18 protein-coding genes and 2 tRNA genes are annotated in these 22,617 nt (G+C 66.6%); 10 read left to right on the top strand and 10 right to left on the bottom strand.

From position 1 onward, the window contains the following. Positions 1–52: 52 nt before the first annotated feature. The 8 genes from V9K93_RS12260 to V9K93_RS12295 all read left to right on the top strand — a co-directional run bounded on the left by V9K93_RS12260 (position 53) and on the right by V9K93_RS12295 (position 8,115). Positions 53–1,141 (top strand): acetylornithine deacetylase, encoded by a 1,089-nt coding sequence (locus V9K93_RS12260; RefSeq protein WP_046986150.1) that lies wholly within the window; start codon positions 53–55, stop codon positions 1,139–1,141. A 75-nt stretch (positions 1,142–1,216) separates the two neighbouring features. After that, positions 1,217–2,545, top strand: coding sequence for an acetylglutamate kinase (locus V9K93_RS12265; RefSeq protein ID WP_046986149.1), 1,329 nt, complete (start codon positions 1,217–1,219; stop codon positions 2,543–2,545). A 5-nt stretch (positions 2,546–2,550) separates the two neighbouring features. Next, positions 2,551–3,150, top strand: a complete 600-nt coding sequence (locus tag V9K93_RS12270) for a GNAT family N-acetyltransferase (protein WP_046986148.1) — start codon at positions 2,551–2,553, stop codon at positions 3,148–3,150. Next, positions 3,147–4,100, top strand: coding sequence for an N-acetyl-gamma-glutamyl-phosphate reductase (gene argC, locus V9K93_RS12275; protein WP_046986147.1), 954 nt, complete (start codon positions 3,147–3,149; stop codon positions 4,098–4,100). Before V9K93_RS12270 ends, argC begins: the two co-directional genes overlap by 4 nt. 20 nt (positions 4,101–4,120) lie before the next feature. After that, on the top strand, positions 4,121–5,416 hold the full coding sequence (argH, locus tag V9K93_RS12280) for an argininosuccinate lyase (protein WP_337302636.1): 1,296 nt from the start codon (positions 4,121–4,123) through the stop codon (positions 5,414–5,416). Next, on the top strand, positions 5,416–5,679 hold the full coding sequence (locus V9K93_RS12285; RefSeq protein WP_046986145.1) for a YciI family protein: 264 nt from the start codon (positions 5,416–5,418) through the stop codon (positions 5,677–5,679). Before argH ends, V9K93_RS12285 begins: the two co-directional genes overlap by 1 nt. A gap of 10 nt (positions 5,680–5,689) precedes the next feature. After that, complete coding sequence (proB, locus tag V9K93_RS12290; RefSeq protein WP_046986144.1) at positions 5,690–6,847, top strand: glutamate 5-kinase; 1,158 nt, start codon at positions 5,690–5,692, stop codon at positions 6,845–6,847. After that, positions 6,844–8,115, top strand: coding sequence for a glutamate-5-semialdehyde dehydrogenase (locus V9K93_RS12295; RefSeq protein WP_337302637.1), 1,272 nt, complete (start codon positions 6,844–6,846; stop codon positions 8,113–8,115). Before proB ends, V9K93_RS12295 begins: the two co-directional genes overlap by 4 nt. A gap of 79 nt (positions 8,116–8,194) precedes the next feature. Here the strand turns inward: V9K93_RS12295 and pgaD are convergent, their stop codons facing one another. The 10 genes from pgaD to V9K93_RS12345 form a co-directional block, all read right to left on the bottom strand. After that, positions 8,195–8,665 carry a poly-beta-1,6-N-acetyl-D-glucosamine biosynthesis protein PgaD gene (pgaD, locus tag V9K93_RS12300; protein WP_046986142.1) on the bottom strand — a complete coding sequence of 157 codons (471 nt, stop codon included), beginning with the start codon at positions 8,663–8,665 and terminating at the stop codon, positions 8,195–8,197. Beyond that, positions 8,662–9,912 carry a poly-beta-1,6-N-acetyl-D-glucosamine synthase gene (gene pgaC / locus V9K93_RS12305; protein WP_202909479.1) on the bottom strand — a complete coding sequence of 417 codons (1,251 nt, stop codon included), beginning with the start codon at positions 9,910–9,912 and terminating at the stop codon, positions 8,662–8,664. The genes pgaD and pgaC overlap by 4 nt, the downstream gene beginning before the upstream one ends. Before the next feature lie 7 nt (positions 9,913–9,919). Then, positions 9,920–11,806, bottom strand: a complete 1,887-nt coding sequence (gene pgaB / locus V9K93_RS12310) for a poly-beta-1,6-N-acetyl-D-glucosamine N-deacetylase PgaB (protein WP_046986140.1) — start codon at positions 11,804–11,806, stop codon at positions 9,920–9,922. A gap of 1 nt (position 11,807) precedes the next feature. Beyond that, positions 11,808–13,835, bottom strand: coding sequence for a poly-beta-1,6 N-acetyl-D-glucosamine export porin PgaA (gene pgaA, locus V9K93_RS12315; protein ID WP_337302638.1), 2,028 nt, complete (start codon positions 13,833–13,835; stop codon positions 11,808–11,810). Between the two features lie 344 nt (positions 13,836–14,179). Continuing rightward, positions 14,180–15,385 carry a CynX/NimT family MFS transporter gene (locus V9K93_RS12320; RefSeq protein WP_136639736.1) on the bottom strand — a complete coding sequence of 402 codons (1,206 nt, stop codon included), beginning with the start codon at positions 15,383–15,385 and terminating at the stop codon, positions 14,180–14,182. 202 nt (positions 15,386–15,587) lie between these two features. Further along, positions 15,588–15,664, bottom strand: a tRNA-Pro gene (locus tag V9K93_RS12325). Positions 15,665–15,804: 140 nt separating this feature from the next. After that, a tRNA-Pro gene (locus V9K93_RS12330) sits at positions 15,805–15,881 on the bottom strand. A 55-nt stretch (positions 15,882–15,936) separates the two neighbouring features. Beyond that, positions 15,937–16,053, bottom strand: a complete 117-nt coding sequence (gene cydX / locus V9K93_RS12335) for a cytochrome bd-I oxidase subunit CydX (protein WP_005410354.1) — start codon at positions 16,051–16,053, stop codon at positions 15,937–15,939. A gap of 54 nt (positions 16,054–16,107) precedes the next feature. Continuing rightward, positions 16,108–17,262: a cytochrome d ubiquinol oxidase subunit II gene (cydB, locus tag V9K93_RS12340; protein WP_046986137.1), complete on the bottom strand. Its 1,155-nt coding sequence runs from the start codon at positions 17,260–17,262 to the stop codon at positions 16,108–16,110. 15 nt (positions 17,263–17,277) lie between these two features. Then, a complete protein-coding gene (locus V9K93_RS12345; RefSeq protein ID WP_006378378.1) occupies positions 17,278–18,861 on the bottom strand; it encodes a cytochrome ubiquinol oxidase subunit I in 1,584 nt (527 codons plus the stop codon). A gap of 228 nt (positions 18,862–19,089) precedes the next feature. Here V9K93_RS12345 and cydD point away from each other — a divergent pair, with 228 nt between their 5' ends. Both cydD and cydC read left to right on the top strand, forming a co-directional pair. After that, complete coding sequence (cydD, locus tag V9K93_RS12350) at positions 19,090–20,835, top strand: thiol reductant ABC exporter subunit CydD (protein WP_046986136.1); 1,746 nt, start codon at positions 19,090–19,092, stop codon at positions 20,833–20,835. Then, positions 20,832–22,505: a thiol reductant ABC exporter subunit CydC gene (gene cydC, locus V9K93_RS12355; RefSeq protein ID WP_046986135.1), complete on the top strand. Its 1,674-nt coding sequence runs from the start codon at positions 20,832–20,834 to the stop codon at positions 22,503–22,505. The genes cydD and cydC overlap by 4 nt, the downstream gene beginning before the upstream one ends. The last annotated feature ends 112 nt before the right edge of the window (positions 22,506–22,617 follow it).

Consider the following 22,617-nt stretch of genomic DNA (forward strand, 5'->3'; position numbering starts at 1 on the left):
CAAGGGGGCTCTCCTCCAGCCGGTACACGTTGTACTGAAGGATCTTTGATTCATGCTTGAACAGACGATCTCGCATCTGCAGGCCCTGGTGTCCTTCGACACCCGCAACCCGCCGCGTGCGATCACCACCGGTGGCATCTTCGATTACCTGCGTGCGAACCTGCCCGGGTTCAACGTCGAGGTGATCGACCATGGCGCCGGTGCGGTCAGCCTGTATGCGGTGCGCGGTACGCCGAAGTACCTGTTCAACGTGCACCTGGATACCGTGCCGGACTCGCCGCACTGGAGTGCCGACCCGCACGTGATGCGCCGCCTGGACGACCGCGTGGTCGGCCTCGGCGTGTGTGACATCAAGGGCGCCGCCGCCGCACTGGTGGCCGCGGCCAATGCCAGCGACGGAGACGCTGCATTCCTGTTCTCCAGCGACGAGGAAGCCAACGATCCGCGCTGCATCGCCGCGTTTCTGGCCCGTGGCATTCCGTATGAAGCAGTGCTGGTGGCCGAGCCGACCATGAGCGAAGCCGTACTGGCGCACCGGGGCATCAGCTCGGTGCTGATGCAGTTCGCCGGTCGCGCCGGGCATGCCTCGGGCAAGCAGGATGCGGCCGCCAGCGCACTGCATCAGGCCATGCGCTGGGGCAACCGTGCGCTGGACCATGTGGAATCGCTGGCCTCGGCGCGCTTCGGCGGCCTCACCGGCCTGCGTTTCAACATCGGCCGCGTCGAGGGCGGGATCAAGGCCAACATGATTGCCCCGGCCGCCGAAGTGCGGTTCGGCTTCCGCCCGCTGCCGTCGATGGACATTGATGGCTTGCTGGCGACCTTTGCCGGTTTCGCCGAACCGGAAGCGGCACTGTTCACCGAAACCTTCCGTGGTCCCAGCCTGCCGGCCGGTGACATCGCCGAAGCCGAGAACCGCCGCCTGTTGGCGCGCGACGTGGCCGACGCACTGGAGCTGCCGATCGGCAACGCGGTGGACTTCTGGACCGAAGCCTCGCTGTTCTCGGCCGGTGGCTACACCACGCTGGTGTTCGGCCCGGGTGACATCGCCCAGGCCCATACCGCCGATGAGTTCGTAACGCTGGACCAGCTGCAGCGCTACACCGACGCCGTGCACCGCATCATTGCTGCCGGCGCCTGATCGACCCCACAACGCCGCCGTGCTCCGGCACGGTGGAACTGCAACGCGGCGACCGCCGCCTGTGACGAAACCGAAATGTCTCCTGCCCTCCAGCCCCACCGCCAGACCCGCCAGACCATCGTGCGCCTGCTTTCCAGCATGGCCAGCGCGAAGGAGATCAGCCAGTACCTCAAGCGCTTCTCGCAGCTGGATGCCAAGCGCTTCGCCGTGGTCAAGGTCGGCGGTGCCGTCCTGCGCGACGACCTTGACGCGCTGACCTCGTCGCTGTCGTTCCTGCAGGAAGTCGGCCTGACCCCGATCGTGCTGCACGGCGCCGGCCCGCAGCTGGATGCCGAGCTGTCCGCAGCCGGCATTGAGAAACAGACCGTCAACGGACTGCGCGTGACCTCGCCGGAAGCGCTGGCGATCGTGCGCCGGGTGTTCCAGCAGTCCAACCTGCGTCTGGTCGAAGCACTGCAGCAGAACGGTGCGCGTGCGACCTCGATCACCGGTGGCGTGTTCGAAGCCGAGTATCTGGACGTGGACACCTACGGCCTGGTCGGCGAGGTGAAGAAGGTCAACCTGGCGCCGATCGAGGCCAGCCTGCGCGCTGGCTCGATTCCGGTCATCACCAGCCTGGGTGAGACCGCCGGCGGGCAGATCCTCAACGTCAACGCCGATTTCGCTGCCAACGAGCTGGTGCAGGAGCTGCAGCCGTACAAGATCATCTTCCTGACCGGCACCGGCGGCCTGCTGGACGAGCAGGGCAGCGTGATCGATTCGATCAACCTGTCCACCGAGTACGACCATCTGATCGCGCAGCCGTGGATCCACGGTGGCATGAAGGTGAAGATCGAACAGATCAAGGATCTGCTCGACCGCCTGCCGCTGGAATCGTCGGTGTCGATCACCCGCCCGGCCGACCTGGCCAAGGAGCTGTTCACTCACAAGGGCTCGGGCACGCTGGTGCGCAAGGGTGAGAAGGTGCTGCGCGCCACCGCGTGGGAGCAGCTGGACCTGCCGCGCCTGAAGCAGCTGATCGAATCGAGCTTCGGCCGTACCCTTGTGCCGGACTACTTCCAGAAGACCACGCTGCTGCGCGCCTACGTCAGCGAGAACTACCGCACGGCGGTGATCCTTACTGACGAGGCCGAGGGCGTGTACCTGGACAAGTTCGCGGTGCTTGATGATGCACAGGGTGAAGGCCTGGGTCGCGCGGTCTGGAACGTGATGCGCGAGGAGACGCCGCAGCTGTTCTGGCGTTCGCGCAACGGCAACCCGATCAACCATTTCTACTACGCCGAATCCGATGGCTGCTACAAGCAGGGCCATTGGAAGGTGTTCTGGTACGGTGCTGATGGCATCGACCGTATCAGGACCTATGTCGACCATTGCGGCGTTCGTGCACCGAGCCTGGAGGGCTGAGCACGATGAACCATGCTGATTGGACCAAGGTCCCTAGCCTGGCGGGCACCCATGCGCGGCTGGAGCCGCTGCAGATGGGGCATATCGATGGCCTGCGCGGCGCGCTCGGCGATGGGGCGCTGTCCAGGCTCTGGTACACCCAGGTGCCCGATGCGAAGACCATGACCGGCTATGTGCAGGCCGCGCTGCAGGCGCAGGCCGAAGGCAAGGTGCTGCCGTTCGTGGTGTTCGATGCCAACGACCAGATTGTCGGCACCACCCGCTACTACGATCTGCAAGCGGACGTGCCGCGCCTGAGCATCGGTTACACCTGGTATGGCGAGTCTGCGCAGCGCACCGGGGTCAATACCGAGACCAAGCTGATGCTGCTGAGCCATGCGTTCGAGCGGCTGGAATGCCTGAGCGTGGTATTCGAGACCAGCTGGTTCAACTTTGCCTCGCGTACCGCGATCGCGCGCCTGGGGGCCAAGCAGGATGGCGTGCTGCGCAACCACAAGCGGCATGCCGATGGTACGCCGCGCGACACCGTCATCTTCTCCATCATCGATGCGGAATGGCAGGGCGTGAAACGCCATCTGCAGTATCGCCTGGACAGCCACGCATGAACGATTCGACTTTCACCCTGGGCATTGTCGGTGCCCGTGGCCATACCGGCGCCGAGCTGATCAAGCTGGTGGCTGCGCACCCGCAGCTGCAGCTGGCGTTCGTGTCCTCGCGCGAACGCGCGGGCCAGCGCCTGGCTGACCATCATCCCGAGTTCCGGGGCGAACTGCAGTACGAGAACCTGGATGCCGACGCGGTGGCCGCCAAGGGGGTGGACGCGGTGATCCTGGCCCTGCCCAACGGCCTGGCCGCACCGTTCGTGGCCGCGCTGGACGCGGCGAAGCCGGACACCGTCATCGTCGATCTGTCGGCCGACTACCGCTTCGACAATGCGTGGTACTACGGCCTCCCGGAGCTGACCCGCGGTCGCTACAACGGCCAGAAGCACATCAGCAATCCGGGCTGCTATGCCACCGCGATGCAGCTGGCTATCCACCCGCTGCTGGACCTGCTGGCCGGCCCGCCGCAGTGTTTCGGTGTGTCCGGTTACTCCGGTGCCGGCACCACGCCGTCGGACAAGAACAATGTCGAGCTGCTGGCCGACAACCTGATGCCATATGCACTGACCAACCATGTGCATGAGCGCGAGGTGTCGGTGCAGATGGGCGTGGCGGTCGAGTTCATGCCGCACGTGGCCCCGCATTTCCGTGGCATCACCCTGACTGCCAACCTGTGGCTGAACCGCGTGCAGACCCGCGATCAGATCGTCGAGCGCTTCCAGCAGGCCTATGCTGGCGAACCGCTGATCGAGGTCGTGGATGAGGCACCGTGGGTCAGCCGCATCGCTGGTCGCCACGGTGCCCAGGTCGGTGGCTTCACCCTGGCCCCGGGCGGCAAGCGGGTGGTGGTGGTGGCGACCCTGGACAACCTGCTCAAGGGTGCGGCCAGCCAGGCCATGCAGAACCTCAATCTCGCGCTGGGCATCGACGAACTGACGTCGATCCCGCACTGAACACGCCTTCCGGAGCCCCCATGGCAGACCTTCTTTGGCAGAAGCCCGGCGTCGCCGTCGACGCCCAGATCCAGACCTTCCTCGCCGGTGACGACGTCATCCTCGACCGCGAGTTCTTCCTGCACGACATCGCGGCCAGCGCCGCGCACGCACAGGGCCTGCAGCACATCGGCATCCTCAGCGCCGATGAGCTGGCTGGCCTGCTGCGCGAGCTCGACGTGCTGGCGCAGGACTTCCGCGAAGGCCGTTTCGTGCTGGATACGCAGTATGAAGATGGCCATTCGGCGATCGAGGCACGGTTGACCGAGCGCCTTGGCGATGCTGGCCGCAAGATCCACACCGGACGCAGCCGCAACGACCAGATCCTGGTCGCCACCCGCCTGTGGCTGAAGGAGAAGCTGCAGCGCGTCGCTCAGCTCAGTGCCGAGGTGGCCAAAGTCGCGCTGGATCGTGCACACGCGGAAAAGGACCTGCCGATTCCCGGTTACACCCACATCCAGCGCGCCGTGGTGTCCTCGGCCGGCATGTGGTGGGGCGGTTGGGCCGAGGCCTTCATCGACAACGCCGTGCGTGCCCGCGATACCCATGCACTGGTCGATGCCAATCCGCTTGGCACCGCCGCCGGTTACGGCGTGAACCTGCCGCTGGATCGCGAGCACACCACCGCCGCGCTCGGCTTTGCGCGCATGCAGATTTCGCCGATCTACGCGCAGCTGTCGCGTGGAAAGTTCGAACTGGCTGCACTGGAAGCGCTGGGCGGTGCCACCCTGGACCTGCGCCGCATTGCCTGGGACCTGTCGCTGTTCACCAGCGCCGAATTCGGTTTCGTCGCGTTGCCGGCGCAGTACACCACCGGCAGTTCGATCATGCCCAACAAGCGCAATCCGGACGTGATCGAGCTGATGCGGGCGACCCATGCCAGCGTCGCCGCTGCCCGTACCGAAATCGAGCAGCTGCTGTCGCTGCCGTCGGGCTACCACCGCGACCTGCAGTCGTCCAAGGGCGCCATCTTCCACGGCTTCGGGCGCGGCCTCGCCGCGCTGGAACTGCTGCCGGCGCTGCTGGCCAACCTGGAGTGGCGCGATGACAGGCTGCGCGCGGCGATCGATTCGGGCATGTATGCCACCGACGTTGCGGTGGAAGCCGCGGTGGCGGGCGTGCCGTTCCGCGAGGCCTACAAGGCTGCTGCGGCCGGTGCGGACAGTGCAGGGCAGGGACGTACCCCGGAAGGCAGCCTGGCCGCGCGCGTATCGCCGGGTTCGGCAGCCGACCTGCGCCTGGACGAACTGCGTGCGCGCTGGCAGGCGCTGTCCTGATGGCCGCTACCGTGTACCTGGTGCTGGCCATGCGCCGGCCCGACTTCAACGCCGCAGCGGTGCAGCCGCATCTGGACTTCCTCGACGCGTTGCGTGCGCAGGGCAGGCTGCAGCTGACCGGCGGTTTCGCCGACGGCAGCGGCGGCGCCTATGTGCTGTGCAACGTGGAGAACCTGGCGCAGGCGCAGGCCATCGTCGCCACCGACCCGCTGGTGACGATGCGGGCCTCCGACCTGACCGTGCACGAATGGAATACCCGCTGAGGCGCACCTGATGACCCTGCACGCCACCCACGTCGCCTCGCCGTTCCCGGAACAGGTGCTGCCACCGTGGCGGCGCGCGGTGCTGAAGGTTGGCAGCAGCCTGCTGGCCGCCGATGGCGGTGGCCTGTCGCCACGCCACGCGCTGGGCCTGGCCCAGTTCGTCTCCGCCAACGTACTGGCCGGACGCGAGGTGGTGATCGTGTCCTCGGGCGCGGTTGCCGCTGGCCGCGCGATTCTTCCCCGGGCCGACGAGCCCGGTGCGGCGATGGCGGCGCGTCAGGCGCTGGCCGCGCTCGGACAGGCCCAGCTGATCGGGCTCTGGCAGCGCTTCTTCGAACGCCCGGTGGCGCAGGTGTTGCTGACCCACGACGACCTGCGCAACCGTCGTCGCTACCTCAATGCGCGCGCCACGCTCACCGAGCTGCTGCGGCTGGGCGCGTTGCCGGTGGTCAACGAGAACGACACGGTATCGGTGGATGAACTCAAGCTCGGCGACAACGACAACCTGGCCGCAACGGTGGCGGCGCTGGTGAATGCCGATGCGCTGTTCATCGCCACCGACATCGATGGTCTGTACAGCGCCGACCCGCGCACCGTGGCCGACGCACGACCGATGCATGACGTGCCCGAGTTGGACGATGCCGTGCTGGCGATGGCCGGCGGCGCCGGTTCGCGCGCCGGCACTGGTGGAATGCGCACCAAGCTGGAAGCGGCGGCCAAGGCCGGCCGCCTCGGCATCGAGACCTATCTGTTCAATGGCCGCAGCAGTGACGTGGTGCGCGCACTAGCGCAGGACCGCCTGTTCGGCACTCGCATCCACGCCGCGCGCAGCCGTGAGGCCGCACGCAAGCACTGGCTGCGGCATGCGCCGCTGGCCGAGGGCGCGATCATCGTCGATGCGGGCGCGGCCCAGGCCATGCGTGAGAAAGGCGCTTCGCTGCTGCCCGGTGGCATCACCGGTGCAGAAGGCAGCTTCCGCCGTGGCGACATGGTGCAGGTGTGCTGGACCTCGTCGCAGGGCCGTGTCTGCATCGCCCGCGGTGTCAGCCAGTACGCCGCCGATGATGTGCGCCGGATCGCCGGTCGCCATTCGCGCGACATCGAGGCCGTGCTGGGCTACAACTACGGTGGCAGTGTCGTCCATCGCGATGATCTGGTGCTGCCATGACCGGTTTGAAGGACACCCCGATGAGCGAAATCGAAGCGCAGGCGCGTGCCTGCCGTGACGCGGCCCAGATCGTTGCCGGCCTCGACAGTGCGGCCCGCCGCACGCTGCTGCTGGCGATGGCACAGGCGCTGGAAGTGAATGCCGGGCTGATCCTGGCCGGTAATGCACGTGACCTCGCCGCCGCGCGCGACAAGGGCGTTGGCAGTGCCATGCTCGACCGCCTGGCGCTGGACCCGGCACGCCTGTTCGCGATGGCCGAAGCCGTGCGTGAGGTCGCTGCGCTTCCCGATCCGGTCGGCCAGGTCACCCGCGACGACGTGCGCCCGAACGGCATCCGTGTGCAGAAGGTGCGCGTGCCGCTGGGCGTGATCGCGATGATCTACGAAGCACGTCCGAACGTGACCGCCGAAGCCGCGGCGCTGTGCCTGAAGGCCGGCAACGGCGTGGTCCTGCGTGGCGGCTCCGAAGCGATCCATTCCAACACCGCCATCGCCCAGGCACTGGCTGGTGCATTGACCGCCAATGGCGTGCCTCCGGCGGCGGTGACCGTGCTGACCGACCTGCGTCGCGAAGCGATGCTGGAACTGCTGCAGCTGCATGAGCTGATCGACCTGGCCATTCCGCGCGGCGGTGAAGGCCTGATCCGCTTCGTTGCCGAGCATGCGCGGGTGCCGGTGATCAAGCATTACAAGGGCGTGTGCCATCTGTTCGTGGATGCCAGCGCCGACCTGGGCAAAGCCATCGACCTGCTGGTGGACGGCAAGTGCAGCCGTCCGGCAGCCTGCAACTCGCTGGAGACCCTGCTGGTGCATCGTGTCGTGGCCGATATCTTCCTGCCGCGCGTGGCACAAGCGCTTGGCGAGCGAGGCGTGCAGCTGCGCGCCGATGCGCTGGCGCAGCCGCTGCTGCCGGGCAGCACGTTGGCCACCGAAGACGACTACGCCGCCGAGTTCCTTGACCTGGTGCTGGCGGTACGCGTGGTCGACGACCTCGATGCGGCCATCGCGCACATCCGTGCTTATAGTTCCGACCATACCGAAGTAATCGCCACCGAGGACGCGGGCAACGCCGAGCGTTTCGTCAACGCGTTGCGCTCTGCGGTGGTGATGGTCAATGCCTCTTCGCGCTTCTCCGATGGCGGCCAGCTCGGCCTCGGCAGCGAGATCGGCATCTCCACCACGCGCCTGCATGCCTACGGCCCGATGGGCCTGGAAGCGCTCACCGTCGAGCGTTTCGTGGTGCGTGGCGAAGGGCAGACCCGCACCTGAGCGCAACGGACGCCGGGCATGGCCCGGCGCTACCGCCGCACATCGGGTAGCGCCGGGCCATGCCCGGCGAAGCGCAGGTTCACACCACTTCCCGGCGGATGCCGATCGGCCGCGCGTGATCGTCCATGTGCAGCGTGGCGGCCTTGCAGCCCAGCAGGCGTTCGGCCAGGCCGGTGCTGGCACCCAGGTCAGCGGCGACCTCGTTGAGACTGGCCGGTGGCCGCGGCAGGCGCCGCTCGTGGCCACGGAAGCGCGCGCGGTTGTACTCGGCCCAGCCAATCAGCAGCACGCTGGCGCACAGCAGCATCAGCGGCAGCGCCACCAGCACATACGGATCGAACTGGTTCTGTCGCTCGTACAGCTGCCGCCAAGCCAGCCGGCCGCCGGCCAGCCACGACACCAGAGTGACCAGAGGAGCCCACAGGTAGAAGTAGAAGCCCCAGAACGCCAGGGTGACGAACCCCCAGGCAGTGCGCTGGAACCGCGGCTGGCGGTGCGGCTTGCGGATCATCCGTGAATCGAAGCGGTTGGAAGAGTGGTGTGTGTTCATCGGATACCCCGGTCAGGACTGGTCCAGGTGGCACGCTTGCTGCGACGGCGCAGCAGGGTCTTCGGAAGCGCCACCAGGGTGGTGGAAAGGCTGATCAGCCAGTACGCCATCGGGTACCAGATGACCCAGAAGTAGTTGCGTCCTATCTGTGTTTCGTATCGACGGTCGATGATCAGGCTGCTGGCGAACTGCAGCAGGCAGACCAACGCCAGGATCACGCCATGCCACTGGGGCAGCAGGCTGGCGATATACAGCTGGTGGGGCAGTTCGATGAACTTGCCCAACGCCCACAACACCACGATGAACAGCATGGTGTAGGCCCAGATCACGCTCAGCACGTATTCCAGCAGTACGCCCCACATGCGCCGTTCCTTCCAGTGCAGCAGCGAGCGTGCGTGGCGCAGCATCACTTCCACGCCGCCCTGAGCCCAGCGCAGGCGCTGCCGCCACAGCCCCTTCAGCGTTTCCGGCATCAGGATGAAGCACAGCGCGTTGGGCTCGTAGCGGATGTCCCAGTGCGCGCGCTGCAGCCGCCAGCTGATGTCGATGTCTTCGGTGACCATGTCATCCGACCACCACCCGACCTGGTGCAGGGCAGTGCGGCGGAAGCCGGCGATCACTCCCGAGATGGTGAAGATGCGTCCGTACACGCGCTGCGCGCGCTTGATCATGCCGATGATCGAGGAAAACTCAGCCACCTGCAGCCGGCCCAGCAGGGTGGAGCGGTTGCGGATGCGCGGGTTGCCGGTGACCGCGCCGACCCGGTTGCCGCTGACCAGGTGCCAGATCATCCAGTGCAGCGCGTGCTCCTCCAGCATCGCATCGCCGTCAATGCACACCAGATACTCCGAACGTGCCGCCAACGCGCCCATGCGCAGCGCGTTGGCCTTGCCCAGATTGCGGTCCAGGTGCAGCACGCGCAGCCGCGGGTGCTTCGCGGCCAGCGCGTCCAGGCGGGCACCGGTGTCGTCGCTGCTGCCATCGTCGATGGCGATCACCTCGTAGTCGGCCGGATAGCGCTGTGCCAGTGCCGCTCCGAGCGTGTCGTCCAGGTTCTCCGATTCGTTGTGGCAGGGAATCAGCAGGCTGGCGAACGGTGGATCAACCATCAACGGTGGATCATTACGCGGCGGCGAATGCCGTTCGCGCCGGAAGTAGTAGTAAAGCCCACCGGACATCCAGAAGAACGCCATCACCATCGGATAGTAGAAGGCGAACTGGAACAGGATCTGCAACAACGGATGCATGTCCACGTCACTTCTCCGGATACGGGAAGTTGCCGGCGGACATGGCCGCACGGGCATCGTGGGTGGAGGGCTGGCCAGCGATGAAATCATCGGGGTACCAGGCAAAGTGGTGCACGCCCTGTGCCTGCAGCTGGCGGATCTGCGCGCGCAGGCGATCAGCTGGAATCGGCTGGCCGCTACGCCAGTCAACGGTCTGCAGTTCGAACAACGTGTGCTGCAGCTGCGGGTCATGCCTGCGCACCTCGGCCAGCAGCTGGTCCAGCCATCGCTCCGGGTGCTTGCTGCCCTCCATCCACGGCATCGCCATCAGTGCAGTCTGGTCGTAGGCCTTGTTGAACAGGTCCAGGCGCTGGGCGAACCAGGCCTCACTCTGCGGGCGCAGCACCGGTTCGGCGTACAGGTTGCGCACCGTTGCGAGCTTCGGCCGCCAGCGCTGTGCGCGGTCGCGCAGGGCGAGAGTGAAGTCGATCAATGCCTGTGTACGCCCGCTGCCATCGTGGCCTGCAGCCAGTGTGGGCAGCTCGGTATCCCGCAGGTAGCCATCGTCATGGAACAGCAACCCTTCGAAGTAGGAATTGACCGCGAGATCCTCGTAGATATCCAGCATGATCTGGCGTGCTTTGGGGTTGGTGAAGTCCAACCGGTACATGCCATCGGCATCTCCACTGCGGATCGCCAGTGCCTGTCGCTGCGCCGGATCCGGCAGTTCGAAACCGAGCACCGGCAACCAGGCGTACACCTTCACTCCAGCACGCGACTTCAGCTGCCACGCGACCCTGCTGAACAGGTCAGCGCGCATCGGCATGTGGCGGTTGGGGAAGTACACGGCATCGGCGGTGTTGTTGCCATCAGGGTCGGCAAAGGCCTGCAAGTAGACGTGGGTCGGCGCGATCCGCTTGACCCGCTCGATCAGTGCATCCAGGTTGCGCGCCTGCTGGGCAGGGTCACGGTCATAGACGGCATCCAGGTCGATCTGCAGGGCGCGGACGCCATCGAGTGCCACGTCGCGGCGCAGTTCGTAGGCCAGTCCCTCCACGGTCGGGTTGTCGCTGACCAGGAAGCGCGCCAACCCGTGCAGGTCACTGGCCACTGGCGTGCTGCGGCCTTCCAGATCGAACGAGACCGGCATTCCCAGCTGCTCGGCGATATCGTTGCTCAGCTGGTTGTACGCGGCGTAAGGCCAGACGATGGCGCGCGGGCGGACCCCCAGATGCTGCTCTATGCGCTGTGCGCTGCGGCTGAGGTCGGCACGCAGGCGCTGTTCGTACTGTGCTTCGCTCTCGTAGCTGTGGGTCGCGGGCGTATAGACACGGGTGACCACCGCTGGCGTGGAGTTGCCCTGAGGGTTGGCGATCACGCCATGGTGCAGGTCGTCGGTATGGCTGGCCACTTCGATCAGGCCGCTGTCGTGCATCTGCTTCAGCTGTGCCCAGGTGATGAAGTCCTCGCGACCGAACGGGCGGTAGCCGTAGTCGATGGTACGACCCGGCGCCATGTCCACGTAGTCGGTGATCACCGCCACCAGCGCCGGATAGCGATAGGCCTGCAGCAGCGGGAAGGCCTTGTCGTAGACACTGCGCAGGCCGTCATCGAAGGTCAGCAGCACCGGCTTCGGTGGCAGTGTCGCGCGTCCCTGCGAGGCGTCGATCACCTGCGACAACGACACCGGGTGGTAGCCATGCGCACCCAGCCAGTCCAGGTGGGCAGCGAAGTTCTGCGTGCTTACCGCGTAGGTATCTGCGTCGCCCTTGGCCGCGACCTGGTCGCGGATATCGTGATAGCTGAGGATCAGCAGGCCGTTGTCGGCCGCGTCGAGATGCACGGCCTGCTGCGCAGGGGCCGGTGTCGCGGCGGCCAGCAGCAGGAGCACGATCAGTCGCAGGATGTGGGTCATGTCAGTCTCCCCAGCGCAGTGCGGCTTCGAAGCCGATATGGCGCTCGCGGTGGCCGTCATAGACCGGCCGTGACCAGCGCACGCCATACTCGAGCACGCGGCCCTGGCCGATCTGCCACTCATGCATGTAGGACACCGACGGCACCAGTGCGCTGCCGAAGCCGTCCTGCCAGTAGTCGCCCAGCGAGACCGTCAGCCGGTGCCGGAAATGGCGCTCATAGTGTCGCCACAGCTGCTGGTCGACGCGCAGGCCGATCTCGACCATGCGGTCGCGCTTCGGATTGAAGTAGGGCGCATCGTCGCGGCTGCCCCGGCTGGTATAGGCACTGGCCAGGCCATCGATCAGCCAGCGTGGTCGAGTCAGCAGCCGCTGCTCGACACTGGTGCTGAACAGTTCGCGGTGATTGCCATCGTCGTAGCGGAAGCGGCTGGCGCCGAACATCCAGTGGGTGCGTTCGCTGCGCCGGTAGTCCACCTGCGCGCCCACGCTGTCGGCGGTGATGCCGGCCGCGCGCGCCTGCATCGAGGCCTCCGGATCATTGCGCGCAGCCATCAGCCCGGCATGCCAGGAGTCGTTGAACTGCCAGCCCACGCTGGCACGCAGGCCGGTATCGCCGACGTGATCGTTGGCACGCACTACCGCGGCCTCCGCATCCAGCCGGCCGAAGCGGTAGCGCACGCCTGCACCCAGCCACAGCGGGTCGATGCGCTGGTCCTGGAAGTCGACCGAGCGCCTGTCGGCGAAGGCGAACAACCGCCAGCGGTCGTCGAGCACCGGCGTCTGCACTTCCATGCCGTAGTGACGGTCGTTGTTGCCCAGTGGCGAAGTGCCGCCACCGCCGGAGCTGCGGCCGATGTCGGTCCATGCCTTCAGCTGCCAGCCGCGATGTGCACGCCAGGCCTGGTCCATGCGTTCGACGGCAGGCTGGGTGGGATAGCGCGCGAGCAGGTCGTCATGCAGTGGCCGCGCCAGGTCATCGCGCTGCAGGGCGACGTAGGCCTCTTCCATACCCAGCCGCGGCTCGATGTCGCGCGGGTCCAGTGCATGCGCCATCTGCTGCCGCTGCAGGGCCATGCGTGGCCAGCCGCGCATCATGTACACGCTGCCCAACGCACTCTGCAGGCCACCGTTGCCGGGGGCGATATCGACCATCGATTCCAGGTCGCGCTGGGCGGTCGGCAGGTCGCCGCTGTAGGCACGCACCATCGCCAGATTCAGGTCGGCCTCGTAGCGTGACCAGTTCGCATACGGCGATTTTCCGTTGCCCCAGCGCCAGGCCGGTTCCTTGTCGCGCCACGCCTGCAGCAGGCCGATGGCCTTTTCCTGCTGTTCGCTCTCAAGATAGGCATAGGCCAATTCCGAATGCGAAGCATCGCGTGTGGGATCGCCGGTCACCGCCGCCTGCAGCACCGGAATGGCCTCCAGCGGATGCAGGGTGCCCATCAGTGAATCACCCACAGCGGGCAGCACGTAGTCGGGCAGTGCATGGCCCTCGGCCTGCAGTGCGCGTGCTTCCTCACGAACCTGTGCGTGGCGGCCCAGCCGGTTGAGCAGGATCAGGCGATCCAGCCGGATCCGCAGGGGTGCCTGCGCCGCAGTGGTGCCTTCGCTGCCGACGTAGCGCTGCATGCGCGCCAGGGTCGACTCGGCTTCTTCCAGGCGGGCGTCCTCGCTGCTGCTGTAGGCCAGGCTCCAGACCACCAGCTTGGCCAGGTAGTCGCCCTCAAGTCGCTGCTTCTGTGCATCGTCGAACAACTGCGGGCGCTGCTGGTACAGCTCCCAGGCGCGCCACGCGTTGCCGATATCGCCCAGGGTCAGCACGCGCAGCTTGAACAACAGATCGTCGTTGGGCTGCTGCTGGCTGGCGCGCTCGATCGCTCCCAGCGCATCCAGCCAGCGGGCCTGGTCGCGGTAGCGGCCGATCTCGGCCAGGGCGGCCTCGCGATCAGGCGGGGCCGCGCTGCTGGCCCAGGCCAGAGCGAAGCAAGCAAGGCCGACGCAGAGCGCCAGCCGGCGGTGGACAACCATTGGGGACCCCCTTGGCTTCCGAACCAGACAACCTGAAAAATGTGACGCACATCACATGCCAGATTTTGGGATGGCCGTGGCCTGCGTCACTCCCCTCGTGCGTTCCCATCCAGCAGGATGGGTAGAACCGGGACAGCGACCTGCAATGTCTAGTCTGAAACGAGAGTCCCCCGCACACCGACTGGTGGCCTGGACGGCGCTGCCGCCCCCATGCCCGATGCCGGCACGCGGCAAGGATGGGCATTCGGGGGCACTATCTGCCCGGAACTGTCAGCCCAGCGTCAAAATCTGCGTGAAAGCTGACCGGCGGTAGATGGAGGGCGGCAGCCGGCCCGGGTGGAGGCTTACCAGAGGTCTTCCAGCTTGCGCGGCTTGCATGCCACCCAGGAGGCACACAGCATCAGGGTCGCGCAGCCGAACAGGAAGCTGAATGGGATCGTCCAACCGTCGCTGACGGTGTGCAGCCAGCCGACCAGGAATGGCCCCAGGCAGCTGAAGCTGTAGCCCACACCCTGCATGAAGCCGGACAGCGCGGCCGAGCCGGTCGGAGTGCGCGTGCGCAGGTTGATCAGGGTCAGTGCCAGCGGGAACGTGGACGGGCCGACACCGAGCAGGCAGGCCCACAGCAGTGGCGCCTTCATCGGTGCGAGCAGCAGGCCGGTGAAGGCGATCACGAACGAGAAGAAGCCGATCAGGACCAGCGGGAACGGGTTCTGCAGGCGCACCGCCATCGATGGGATGACCAGCGACGGCAGCAGGCCCAGCGCCGAGAACACTGCCACCATCACCCCGCCGAAGGCGGGCGTGCCGCCGGCCTCGACCACGATGCGCGGCAGCCAGGTGAACATCGAATAGGTCATCAGCGAAGTCATGCCGAACATCAGCGTCATGCTCCAGCCCAGCGACGTGCGCCAGACCTTGCCATGCGGTTGTGCGGTCGGGTCGTGGGCATCCAGCACCGGCCCGGGCGCACGGCGCGCCAGCAGCAGCCACGGCAGGCTCGCCGCCAGCGCCAGCAGTGCCCACATGCCCAGCGACACCCGCCAGCCGGCCGCATTGGCCACCGGCACCGCCAGCAGCGCCGGCATCATCGTGCCCAGCTGCAGCACACTGATGTACAGCGTGCTCATGGTGCCGACCTTGTTGGCGAAGTAACGCTTCACCAGCGGCGGCACCACTACGTTGCCGATACCCATGCCGGCCAGTGCGATCACCGAGCCCAGCAGCAGCGTGCCGACGTTGCCGGCGCTGGAGCGCAGCAGCAGGCCGGCGGCTGCCATCAGCATGGCCAGCAGGGTGGTGCGCTCCAGGCCCAGGCGCCGCGCCAGTGCCGGCGTTGCCACGCCGAACAGCGCGAACGAGGCGGTGGGCAGCATGCCCAGCACACCGGTCATGGTGGTGCCGAAATCGAACTGCTGGCCGAGCACATCGAGCAGGGGCGTGATCGAGGTGACCGCTGTGCGCAGGTTGATCGCGGCCAACAGGATCGCGGCGAATGCGAGGACGCGGCCGTGCAGCAGCGACGGCGAATCGGAAGTGGAGGAACTCATCGGTGGTCCTTGCAGGTGTCGCACGCTTCAGCAACGGCATGCAGCGCCGGCATCGGTCTACGCCGAAGCGGCAGGTGGGGGAGGCGGCCATTGTACGTGGCTGGCCAGTGGCGTTGCGGGCGGCCGCGCCTGTCCCGGGCCGCAGGCACAAAAAAACCCGGAGGACAGTGATGTCTTCCAGGCTTCTTGGTGACCACCGAAGTGGTCGGGGAGACAGGATTCGAACCTGCGACCTCTACGTCCCGAACGTAGCGCTCTACCAGACTGAGCTACACCCCGAAGGGAGCCGCCTATTCTAGCGATTCACCCCGATGGCGGCAAGGGGTGGATGCTGTTTTCTTCACACTGCCGAAGCAGTGCCACTTCAGGGAACAAAAAAGCCTGGACGACTTCACCAGGCTTCAATGCGACCACTTGAGTGGTCGGGGAGACAGGATTCGAACCTGCGACCTCTACGTCCCGAACGTAGCGCTCTACCAGACTGAGCTACACCCCGAAGGAGCCGCCTAAGATACCGTGTGAAGACCAAGGCGGCAAGGCTTTTTTACAGCTCAGCGACGATTTTCTTTCTCGATGCGGTTCTGCTCGCGGGCTTCAAACCACATGCCGTTGAGGATGGCGACCGTCGAGGCGAGGCCGGCGCCGAGGATCCAGGCGAAATACCACATGTTCAATCTCCTGTGTGCAAGACAGGTGCCGACCGTGGGTCGGCACGCTGGCAATCAATAGGCGTTGGGGTTGTCGTCCATGTCCTCGACCGTCGTCTTGCCCTTCAGCACGCGGTACACCCAGGTGGTGTAGGCGAGGATGATCGGCAGGAAGATGGCCGTGGCCAGCAGCATGACCCACAGCGTGAGGTGGCTGGACGAGCTGTCCCAGACGGTCAGGCTGGAGGTGGGCTGGCTGGAGGACGGCAGCAGGAACGGGAAGATCGCAAAGCCGACAGTCAGGATGATGCCAGCGATGGATGCACCCGAGGCGATGAAGGCCAGGCCACCACGACGGGCACGCAGCAGCACCGCACTGGCCAGCGCGCCGAGCAGGCCGAGCACCGGGAACACGATCGTGGCCGGCATGCTGCTGTAGTTGCGCAGCCAACCACCGGCAGCCGTGCCCAGCTCGGCCGTCTTCAGCAGCGGATTGGTCGGGCCATCGGTGACCACCTGCGAGGTGATCTGGTAACCCGGCAGGCCGAAGGCCACCCAGGCACCGGCCACGGCGAACAGCACGAAGCTGATGATGGCGGCGACGCTGCCGTAACGTGCGGCACGTTCGGCCACCGGGCCGTCGGTCTTGATGACCAGCATGGCCGCACCATGCGAAACCAGCATGGCCACGCTGATCAGGCCGGCGATGAGCGCGAACGGCGTGAGCAGGCCGAAGAACGAACCGGTGTAGGTCACGCGCAGGGTGTCATCGAAGTGGAACGGCACACCCAGCAGCACGTTGCCCACCGCCACGCCGGCAATCAGGCCCGGTAGCAGGCCACCGACAAACAGCACGCGGTCCCAGTTGTCGCGCCAGCGCTTGGACGGCAGCTTGCTGCGGTACTTGAAGCCGACCGGGCGCAGGATCAGCCCGAACAGCATCGCAAACACCGCCAGGTAGAAGCCGGAGAAGCTGACCGCATACAGCGGCGGCCATGCGGCGAAAATCGCACCGCCACCCAGTACCAGCCACACCTGGTTGCCTTCCCACACCGGGCCGACGGTATTGATCACCAGCCGGCGTTCTTCATCGGTTTTTGCAACGAACGGCAACAGGGTGCCGACGCCAAGGTCGAAACCATCCATCACGGCCCAGCCGATCAGCAGGATGCCGAGCAGCAGCCACCAGATCACGCGGAGCGTGGTGTAATCAAGTGCAATGAATTCCATCTGGATTCTCCTGCCTCAGGCCTGGCCGGGGGCGACTGCATTGGGGGAAACAGGGCGGATATCGGCCTGCAGCGTCGGCAGGATGTCGTCCGGACCCTTGCGGATCGCCTTCAGCATCAGCTTGATCTCGATGATCAGCAGCACCGTGTACAAGCTGGTGAACACCGCCAGCGTGGTCAGGATTTCATGCAGTGCCAGGCCCGATGCGGCGTAGAAGGTCGGCAGGACGCCGTCCACCGCCCACGGCTGGCGGCCGTACTCGGCAACGAACCAACCGCATTCGATCGCGATCCACGGTGCCGGCAGCGACCACACCGCCAACCGCAGGAACCAGCGCTTGTCCTGGAAGTTGTTGCGGCACGAGAAGTAGAAGGCCAACGCGAAGAAGGCGATCAGGTAGAAGCCCAGGCCCGCCATGATGCGGAAGGTCCAGAACAGCGGGGCCACGCGCGGCACGGTATCCATCGCGGCCTTGGAGATTTCCTCCGGCGTCGCGTTGAGGATGTCTTCGCGGTAGCGCTTCAGCAGCAGGCCATGGCCGAGATCCTGCCAGTGGCGATCGAACATCTCGCGTGCTTCGAGATCGTTGCGGTCCTTCTTCACGCGCTCCAGTGCGCCGTAGGCGATCTGGCCACCGCGGATGCGGTGCTCGGCACGTTCCACCAGCTCCAGGATGCCGGGAATCGGCTGGTCCAGCGAGCGGGTGGCGATCAGGCCCATCAGGTACGGGATCTTCACCGCATAGTCGTTCTGATGGGTGTCTTGGTTGGGAATGCCGAAGGCGGTGAAGTCGGCCGGCGCACGCTCGGTTTCCCACATCGCTTCAATCGCGGCCAGCTTCATCTTCTGGTGTTCGCTGGCGGCATAACCGCTTTCGTCACCCAGCACCACCACCGACAGCGAGGACAGCAGGCCGAAGGCTGCAGCCACCGCGAACGAACGGCGGGCCATGTCCTTGTACTTGCCACGCAGCAGGTACAGCGCGCTGATCGACATCACGAAGATCGCACCGGTCACGTAGCCGGCACTGACGGTATGCACGAACTTGGCCTGCGCCACCGGGTTCAGCAGCACCGCGGCGAAGTCGACCACTTCCATGCGCATGGTTTCCGGGTTGAACACCGCACCGGTCGGGTTCTGCATCCAGCCGTTGGCGATCAGGATCCACACCGCCGACAGGTTGGTGCCCAGCGCCATCAGCCAGGTCACGGTGAGGTGCTTGACCGGAGTCAGGCGCTTCCAGCCGAAGAAGAACAGGCCGATGAAGGTCGCTTCCAGGAAGAACGCCATCAGGCCTTCGATGGCCAGCGGCGCACCGAAGATGTCACCGACGTAATGGCTGTAGTACGACCAGTTCATGCCGAACTGGAACTCCATCACCAGGCCGGTGGCTACGCCGATGGCGAAGTTGATGCCGAACAGGGCACCCCAGAACAGGGTCATCTGCCGCCAGACCTGCTTGCGGGTCATCACGTACACGCTTTCCATGATGGCCACCATGAAGGACAGGCCAAGCGTGAGGGGGACGAATAGGAAGTGGTACATCGCGGTCAGAGCGAATTGCAGCCGCGACAGTTCTACGACTGTCTGATCAATCATGGCCTGGCTACCTCGTTGGATAGTGCCGTTGCAGGTGGCGGGAAGGGTGGTCTACGGGGTGAATGATGTGACCGACTACTTCAAACAGCCTTGATCCAGATCAATGTATGAATGGGTATTCAGGAGGATCGTATGCCAACCCGCCTGGGACTGCGACCGCCGGCCGCAGGGGGAGGCTGTTGCCTGCGCCTACAATGCCTGCCAATGCCCTGTTGCCTGTGAAGACCCTTGAGCGCTGCCGAACCGACTGCTGACGCCGCTGTTTCCGAAGACGAATCGACCCGGTTGCGGCGCATCCGTAGCGCGTGGCTGGCCGATCTGGCGCGGTCCGCGCGCGGCCGCCAGCGGTTGGCCTCGTTGTGCATCAGCCTGTCCGGCGCACTGTTGATCGGCCAGGCGGCCGCCATCGCCTGGCTGGTGCAGCAGGTGCTGGTCGAGCGTGCACCACTGGCCTCGGGCCTGCCGGTGCTGGCCACGCTGGTCGTGATCCTGATCGTGCGTACGCTGCTGGGCAGCGCCACCCAGGCTGCAGCGGGTGACGTGGCCGATGCCGCGCGGCTGGCGTTGCGCGAGCGCGTATTCGCGCGCCTGCTTGGCCATGGGCCGCTGTGGCTGCGCCAGCGCCGTACCGGCGAGCTGGGCGAACTGATGTTGCATCACGGCGATGCGATCGAGAGTTATTACAGCGGCTTCCTGCCGGTGCGCACCGAAGTGGTGGTGGTGCCGGTGCTGATCCTCGCGGCAGTGGCCTGGGTCGACTGGGTAGTAGCGCTGATCCTGTTGTTCACCGCGCCCCTGGTGCCGTTCTTCATGATGCTGGTGGGCTGGGGTGCCGAAGCGGCCGGCCGTGCGCAGCTGGGCGAACTGGCACGGATGAGCGGACACTTCGCCGATCGCATCAAGGGCCTGGGCCTGCTGCGCCTGTATGGCCGCGGCGAGGCCGAGCTGGAGGGTATCGAAGCGGCTGCAGAAGGCGTGCGCGTGCGAACGATGAAGGTGCTGCGCATCGCCTTCCTGTCGTCCACCGTGCTGGAGTTCTTCGCTTCGGTGAGCGTGGCGATGGTCGCGCTGTACCTGGGGCTGAGCTATCTGGGCCTGATGTCGTTGCATGCGACGGTGCCCACGCTGGGTGCGGGCCTGTTCTGCCTGCTGCTGGCACCGGAGTTCTATGCGCCACTGCGGCGGCTGGCAGCGCACTACCACGACCGTGCCAACGCGCTGGCTGCGGCCGCTGAAGTGGAGCGCCTGTTGCAGGTGCTGCCGGAAGAAGCTGTCCTTGCCGATGACGAAATGGTGCCGCTGCCGCAGGAGCCGGCCGAAGCGGCGATGGCGCCGTTGCGGGCGTGGGGGCTGATGCTGCGTCCCTTGGGCGCGCCGCATGATGTGCTGCAGGGCCTGGACGTGACACTGGAGCCAGGCCAGCGGCTGGCGCTGGTGGGCCCCAGTGGCAGTGGCAAGAGTACGTTGCTGGAAGCACTGGCCGGTTGGCTGCCCCCCCGTGCGGGCAGGGTGCAGCTGCGACCGGGGCTGCAGGTGGCCTATGCCAGCCAGAGGCCCTACCTGTTCCATGGCAGCATCGCCGATAATCTGCGGCTGGCCGATCCGGGCGCCAGCGACGCCCGCCTGCGCGCGGTGGCCGAGGCCGCGCAGGTGCTGCAGTTCGCACAGCGCCTGCCGCAGGGGCTGGATACCGTGATCGGTGAGCGCGGCTTCGGCCTGTCCGGTGGTGAAGCACGCCGCATCGGCCTGGCCCGGTTGCTGCTGCGCGATCCACAGGTACTGCTGCTGGATGAGCCCACCGCCTTCCTCGATGCGGACACCGAAGCCGCGCTGCTGCGCAGCCTGGCCGCCTATGCGCGCGGGCGCAGCGTGGTGGTCGCCACCCATAGCCCGGCGGTGATTGCCTGGGCCGACCGTTGCCTGCTGCTGCCCGAAGGGCGGCTGGTCGAGCCAGCGCAGGCGGTGCGCGCATGAGTCGTTCGCCGGATTCACTGCGCGCGGTATTCCTGCGCCATCGCGCGCGCCTGTTGCTGGCCGTGCTGCTGCTGTGGGCCACGATGCTGGCCGGCACCGCCCTGCTGGGGTTGTCCGGCGGCTTCCTGACCGCCGCAGCGCTGGCCGGTGCCGCCGGCCTCGGCCAGGGCTTCAATTTCTTCACGCCCTCGGCGGGCATCCGTGGGCTGACCATGGCGCGCATCGCGTCGCGCTACTTCGAAAAACTGGTGGGGCATGACGTGACCCTGCGCATCGCCCGTGACCTGCGCGTGTGGTTCTTCCGACGCGCGCTGCCGCTGGCACCGGCGCGGTTGGGCGCGACGCGTACCGGCGAGCTGCTGGCACGCCTGCTGGGTGACATCGGCGAAGTGGATGGCCTGCTGGTGCGCGCCATCGGCCCCCTGTTGGCCCTGGGTGGGTTGTCGCTGGTGGGGGTGGCTTCGGCCGCTGTGGTCCTGCCTTCGGCGGCTGTGCTGCTGGCGGTACTGGCGGTGCTGATCAGCTTCGGGGTGCCGTGGCTGGGCGTGCGTGGGCATGACGATGAGGAGGCCGATCGCGCCGCACATCGCGCTGCGCTGCGCACCGCCGCGTTCGAAGGACTGGAAGGCGCGGGTGATCTGGCCGCACTGCATGCCAGCACGGCATGGCAGTTGAAGGTGCGGGTGGCCGCCAAGCAACTGGCCTCGCGTGATCGTCGCCGTCGCTGGCGCCTGATCGCGGCCTCGACCCTGCACGGCCTGGTTGCCGGGCTGGGTCTGGTAGCGATGCTGGCACTGGCTCTGCATGCGGCCGAACAGCAGCGCATCGCGCCGGAAATGGCCGCTGGGCTGGTGTTCCTCACCGTGGCACTGATCGAACTGTGGGCCGGCATGGGCCTGGCCTGGCAGTCACTGCAGTCCGGGCGCATCGCTGCTGCGCGGCTGCAGGCGATCGTCGAGCAGCCGCCGACGGTGGAAGACCCGCAGGCGCCGCAGCCGGTGCCGCAGGCGGCGCGCGTGCATTGGGATGACATCCATTTCCAGTGGCCAGGCGCGGTGCGTCCGGTGCTGTCTGGCCTGCAGCTGACCCTGGCACCGGGCGAGCGCATTGCCATCCGCGGCGACAGCGGCAGTGGCAAGACCACGCTGTCCAGCCTGCTGCTGCGATTGTGGGATCCGCAGCAGGGGCGGTTGACCTACGGTGGCCGTGACCTGCGCGACTTCGCCCAGGGCGACTGGCATCGGCAGCTGGCCTGGTTGCCGCAGAACGCCCCGGTGTTTGCCGGCAGCGTGGCCGAGAACCTGCGGCTGGGTGATCCCGATGCGAGCGACGCGGCGTTGTGGGCGGTGCTGCGGCGCGTGCGCCTGGGCGAATGGGCCGAGCACAATGGTGGCCTGCAGGCCTGGGTGGGCGAGAACGGCGCGACCATGTCGGCCGGTCAGGCACGGCGCCTGGCACTGGCGCGCGCGCTGCTGCGCAATGCGCCGATCCTGCTGCTGGACGAGCCGACCGAGGGCCTGGACGTGGATACCGCGCGCGCGCTGCTGCTGGATCTGGCCAGCTTGCTGGACGGCCGCAGCCTGCTGATGATCACCCACGACGACCTGCCCGAAGGCGTGGTTGATGCGCAGTACCGGTTGTGTGATGGGGTTCTGATCCGCGAAGCGTGAAATCATCCCGGTAGTGCCGGGCCCGGGGCGGCCCCCCCCCCCCCCCGTAGAAAAACAAAGCCGGTGGGGGCCCCCCCCCCCCCCCCCCCAAAAGAAACAAAAAAACCCAAAA

The sequence above is a fragment of the Stenotrophomonas sp. CCNWLW162 genome (genome assembly GCF_037203745.1).
Classification (GTDB): Bacteria; Pseudomonadota; Gammaproteobacteria; order Xanthomonadales; family Xanthomonadaceae; genus Stenotrophomonas; species Stenotrophomonas maltophilia_AQ.

Coding starts and splice junctions, on each gene's coding strand:
- V9K93_RS12260 (WP_046986150.1), top strand. CDS start 53: ATGCTTGAACAGACGATCTCGCATCTGCAGGCCCTGGTGTCCTTCGAC.
- argC (WP_046986147.1), top strand. CDS start 3,147: ATGAACGATTCGACTTTCACCCTGGGCATTGTCGGTGCCCGTGGCCAT.
- proB (WP_046986144.1), top strand. CDS start 5,690: ATGACCCTGCACGCCACCCACGTCGCCTCGCCGTTCCCGGAACAGGTG.
- V9K93_RS12285 (WP_046986145.1), top strand. CDS start 5,416: ATGGCCGCTACCGTGTACCTGGTGCTGGCCATGCGCCGGCCCGACTTC.
- V9K93_RS12270 (WP_046986148.1), top strand. CDS start 2,551: ATGAACCATGCTGATTGGACCAAGGTCCCTAGCCTGGCGGGCACCCAT.
- pgaB (WP_046986140.1), bottom strand. CDS start 11,806: ATGACCCACATCCTGCGACTGATCGTGCTCCTGCTGCTGGCCGCCGCG.
- cydB (WP_046986137.1), bottom strand. CDS start 17,262: ATGGAATTCATTGCACTTGATTACACCACGCTCCGCGTGATCTGGTGG.
- V9K93_RS12345 (WP_006378378.1), bottom strand. CDS start 18,861: ATGATTGATCAGACAGTCGTAGAACTGTCGCGGCTGCAATTCGCTCTG.
- pgaD (WP_046986142.1), bottom strand. CDS start 8,665: ATGAACACACACCACTCTTCCAACCGCTTCGATTCACGGATGATCCGC.
- pgaC (WP_202909479.1), bottom strand. CDS start 9,912: ATGCATCCGTTGTTGCAGATCCTGTTCCAGTTCGCCTTCTACTATCCG.
- V9K93_RS12320 (WP_136639736.1), bottom strand. CDS start 15,385: ATGAGTTCCTCCACTTCCGATTCGCCGTCGCTGCTGCACGGCCGCGTC.
- V9K93_RS12295 (WP_337302637.1), top strand. CDS start 6,844: ATGACCGGTTTGAAGGACACCCCGATGAGCGAAATCGAAGCGCAGGCG.
- cydX (WP_005410354.1), bottom strand. CDS start 16,053: ATGTGGTATTTCGCCTGGATCCTCGGCGCCGGCCTCGCCTCGACGGTC.
- V9K93_RS12265 (WP_046986149.1), top strand. CDS start 1,217: ATGTCTCCTGCCCTCCAGCCCCACCGCCAGACCCGCCAGACCATCGTG.
- argH (WP_337302636.1), top strand. CDS start 4,121: ATGGCAGACCTTCTTTGGCAGAAGCCCGGCGTCGCCGTCGACGCCCAG.
- pgaA (WP_337302638.1), bottom strand. CDS start 13,835: ATGGTTGTCCACCGCCGGCTGGCGCTCTGCGTCGGCCTTGCTTGCTTC.
- cydC (WP_046986135.1), top strand. CDS start 20,832: ATGAGTCGTTCGCCGGATTCACTGCGCGCGGTATTCCTGCGCCATCGC.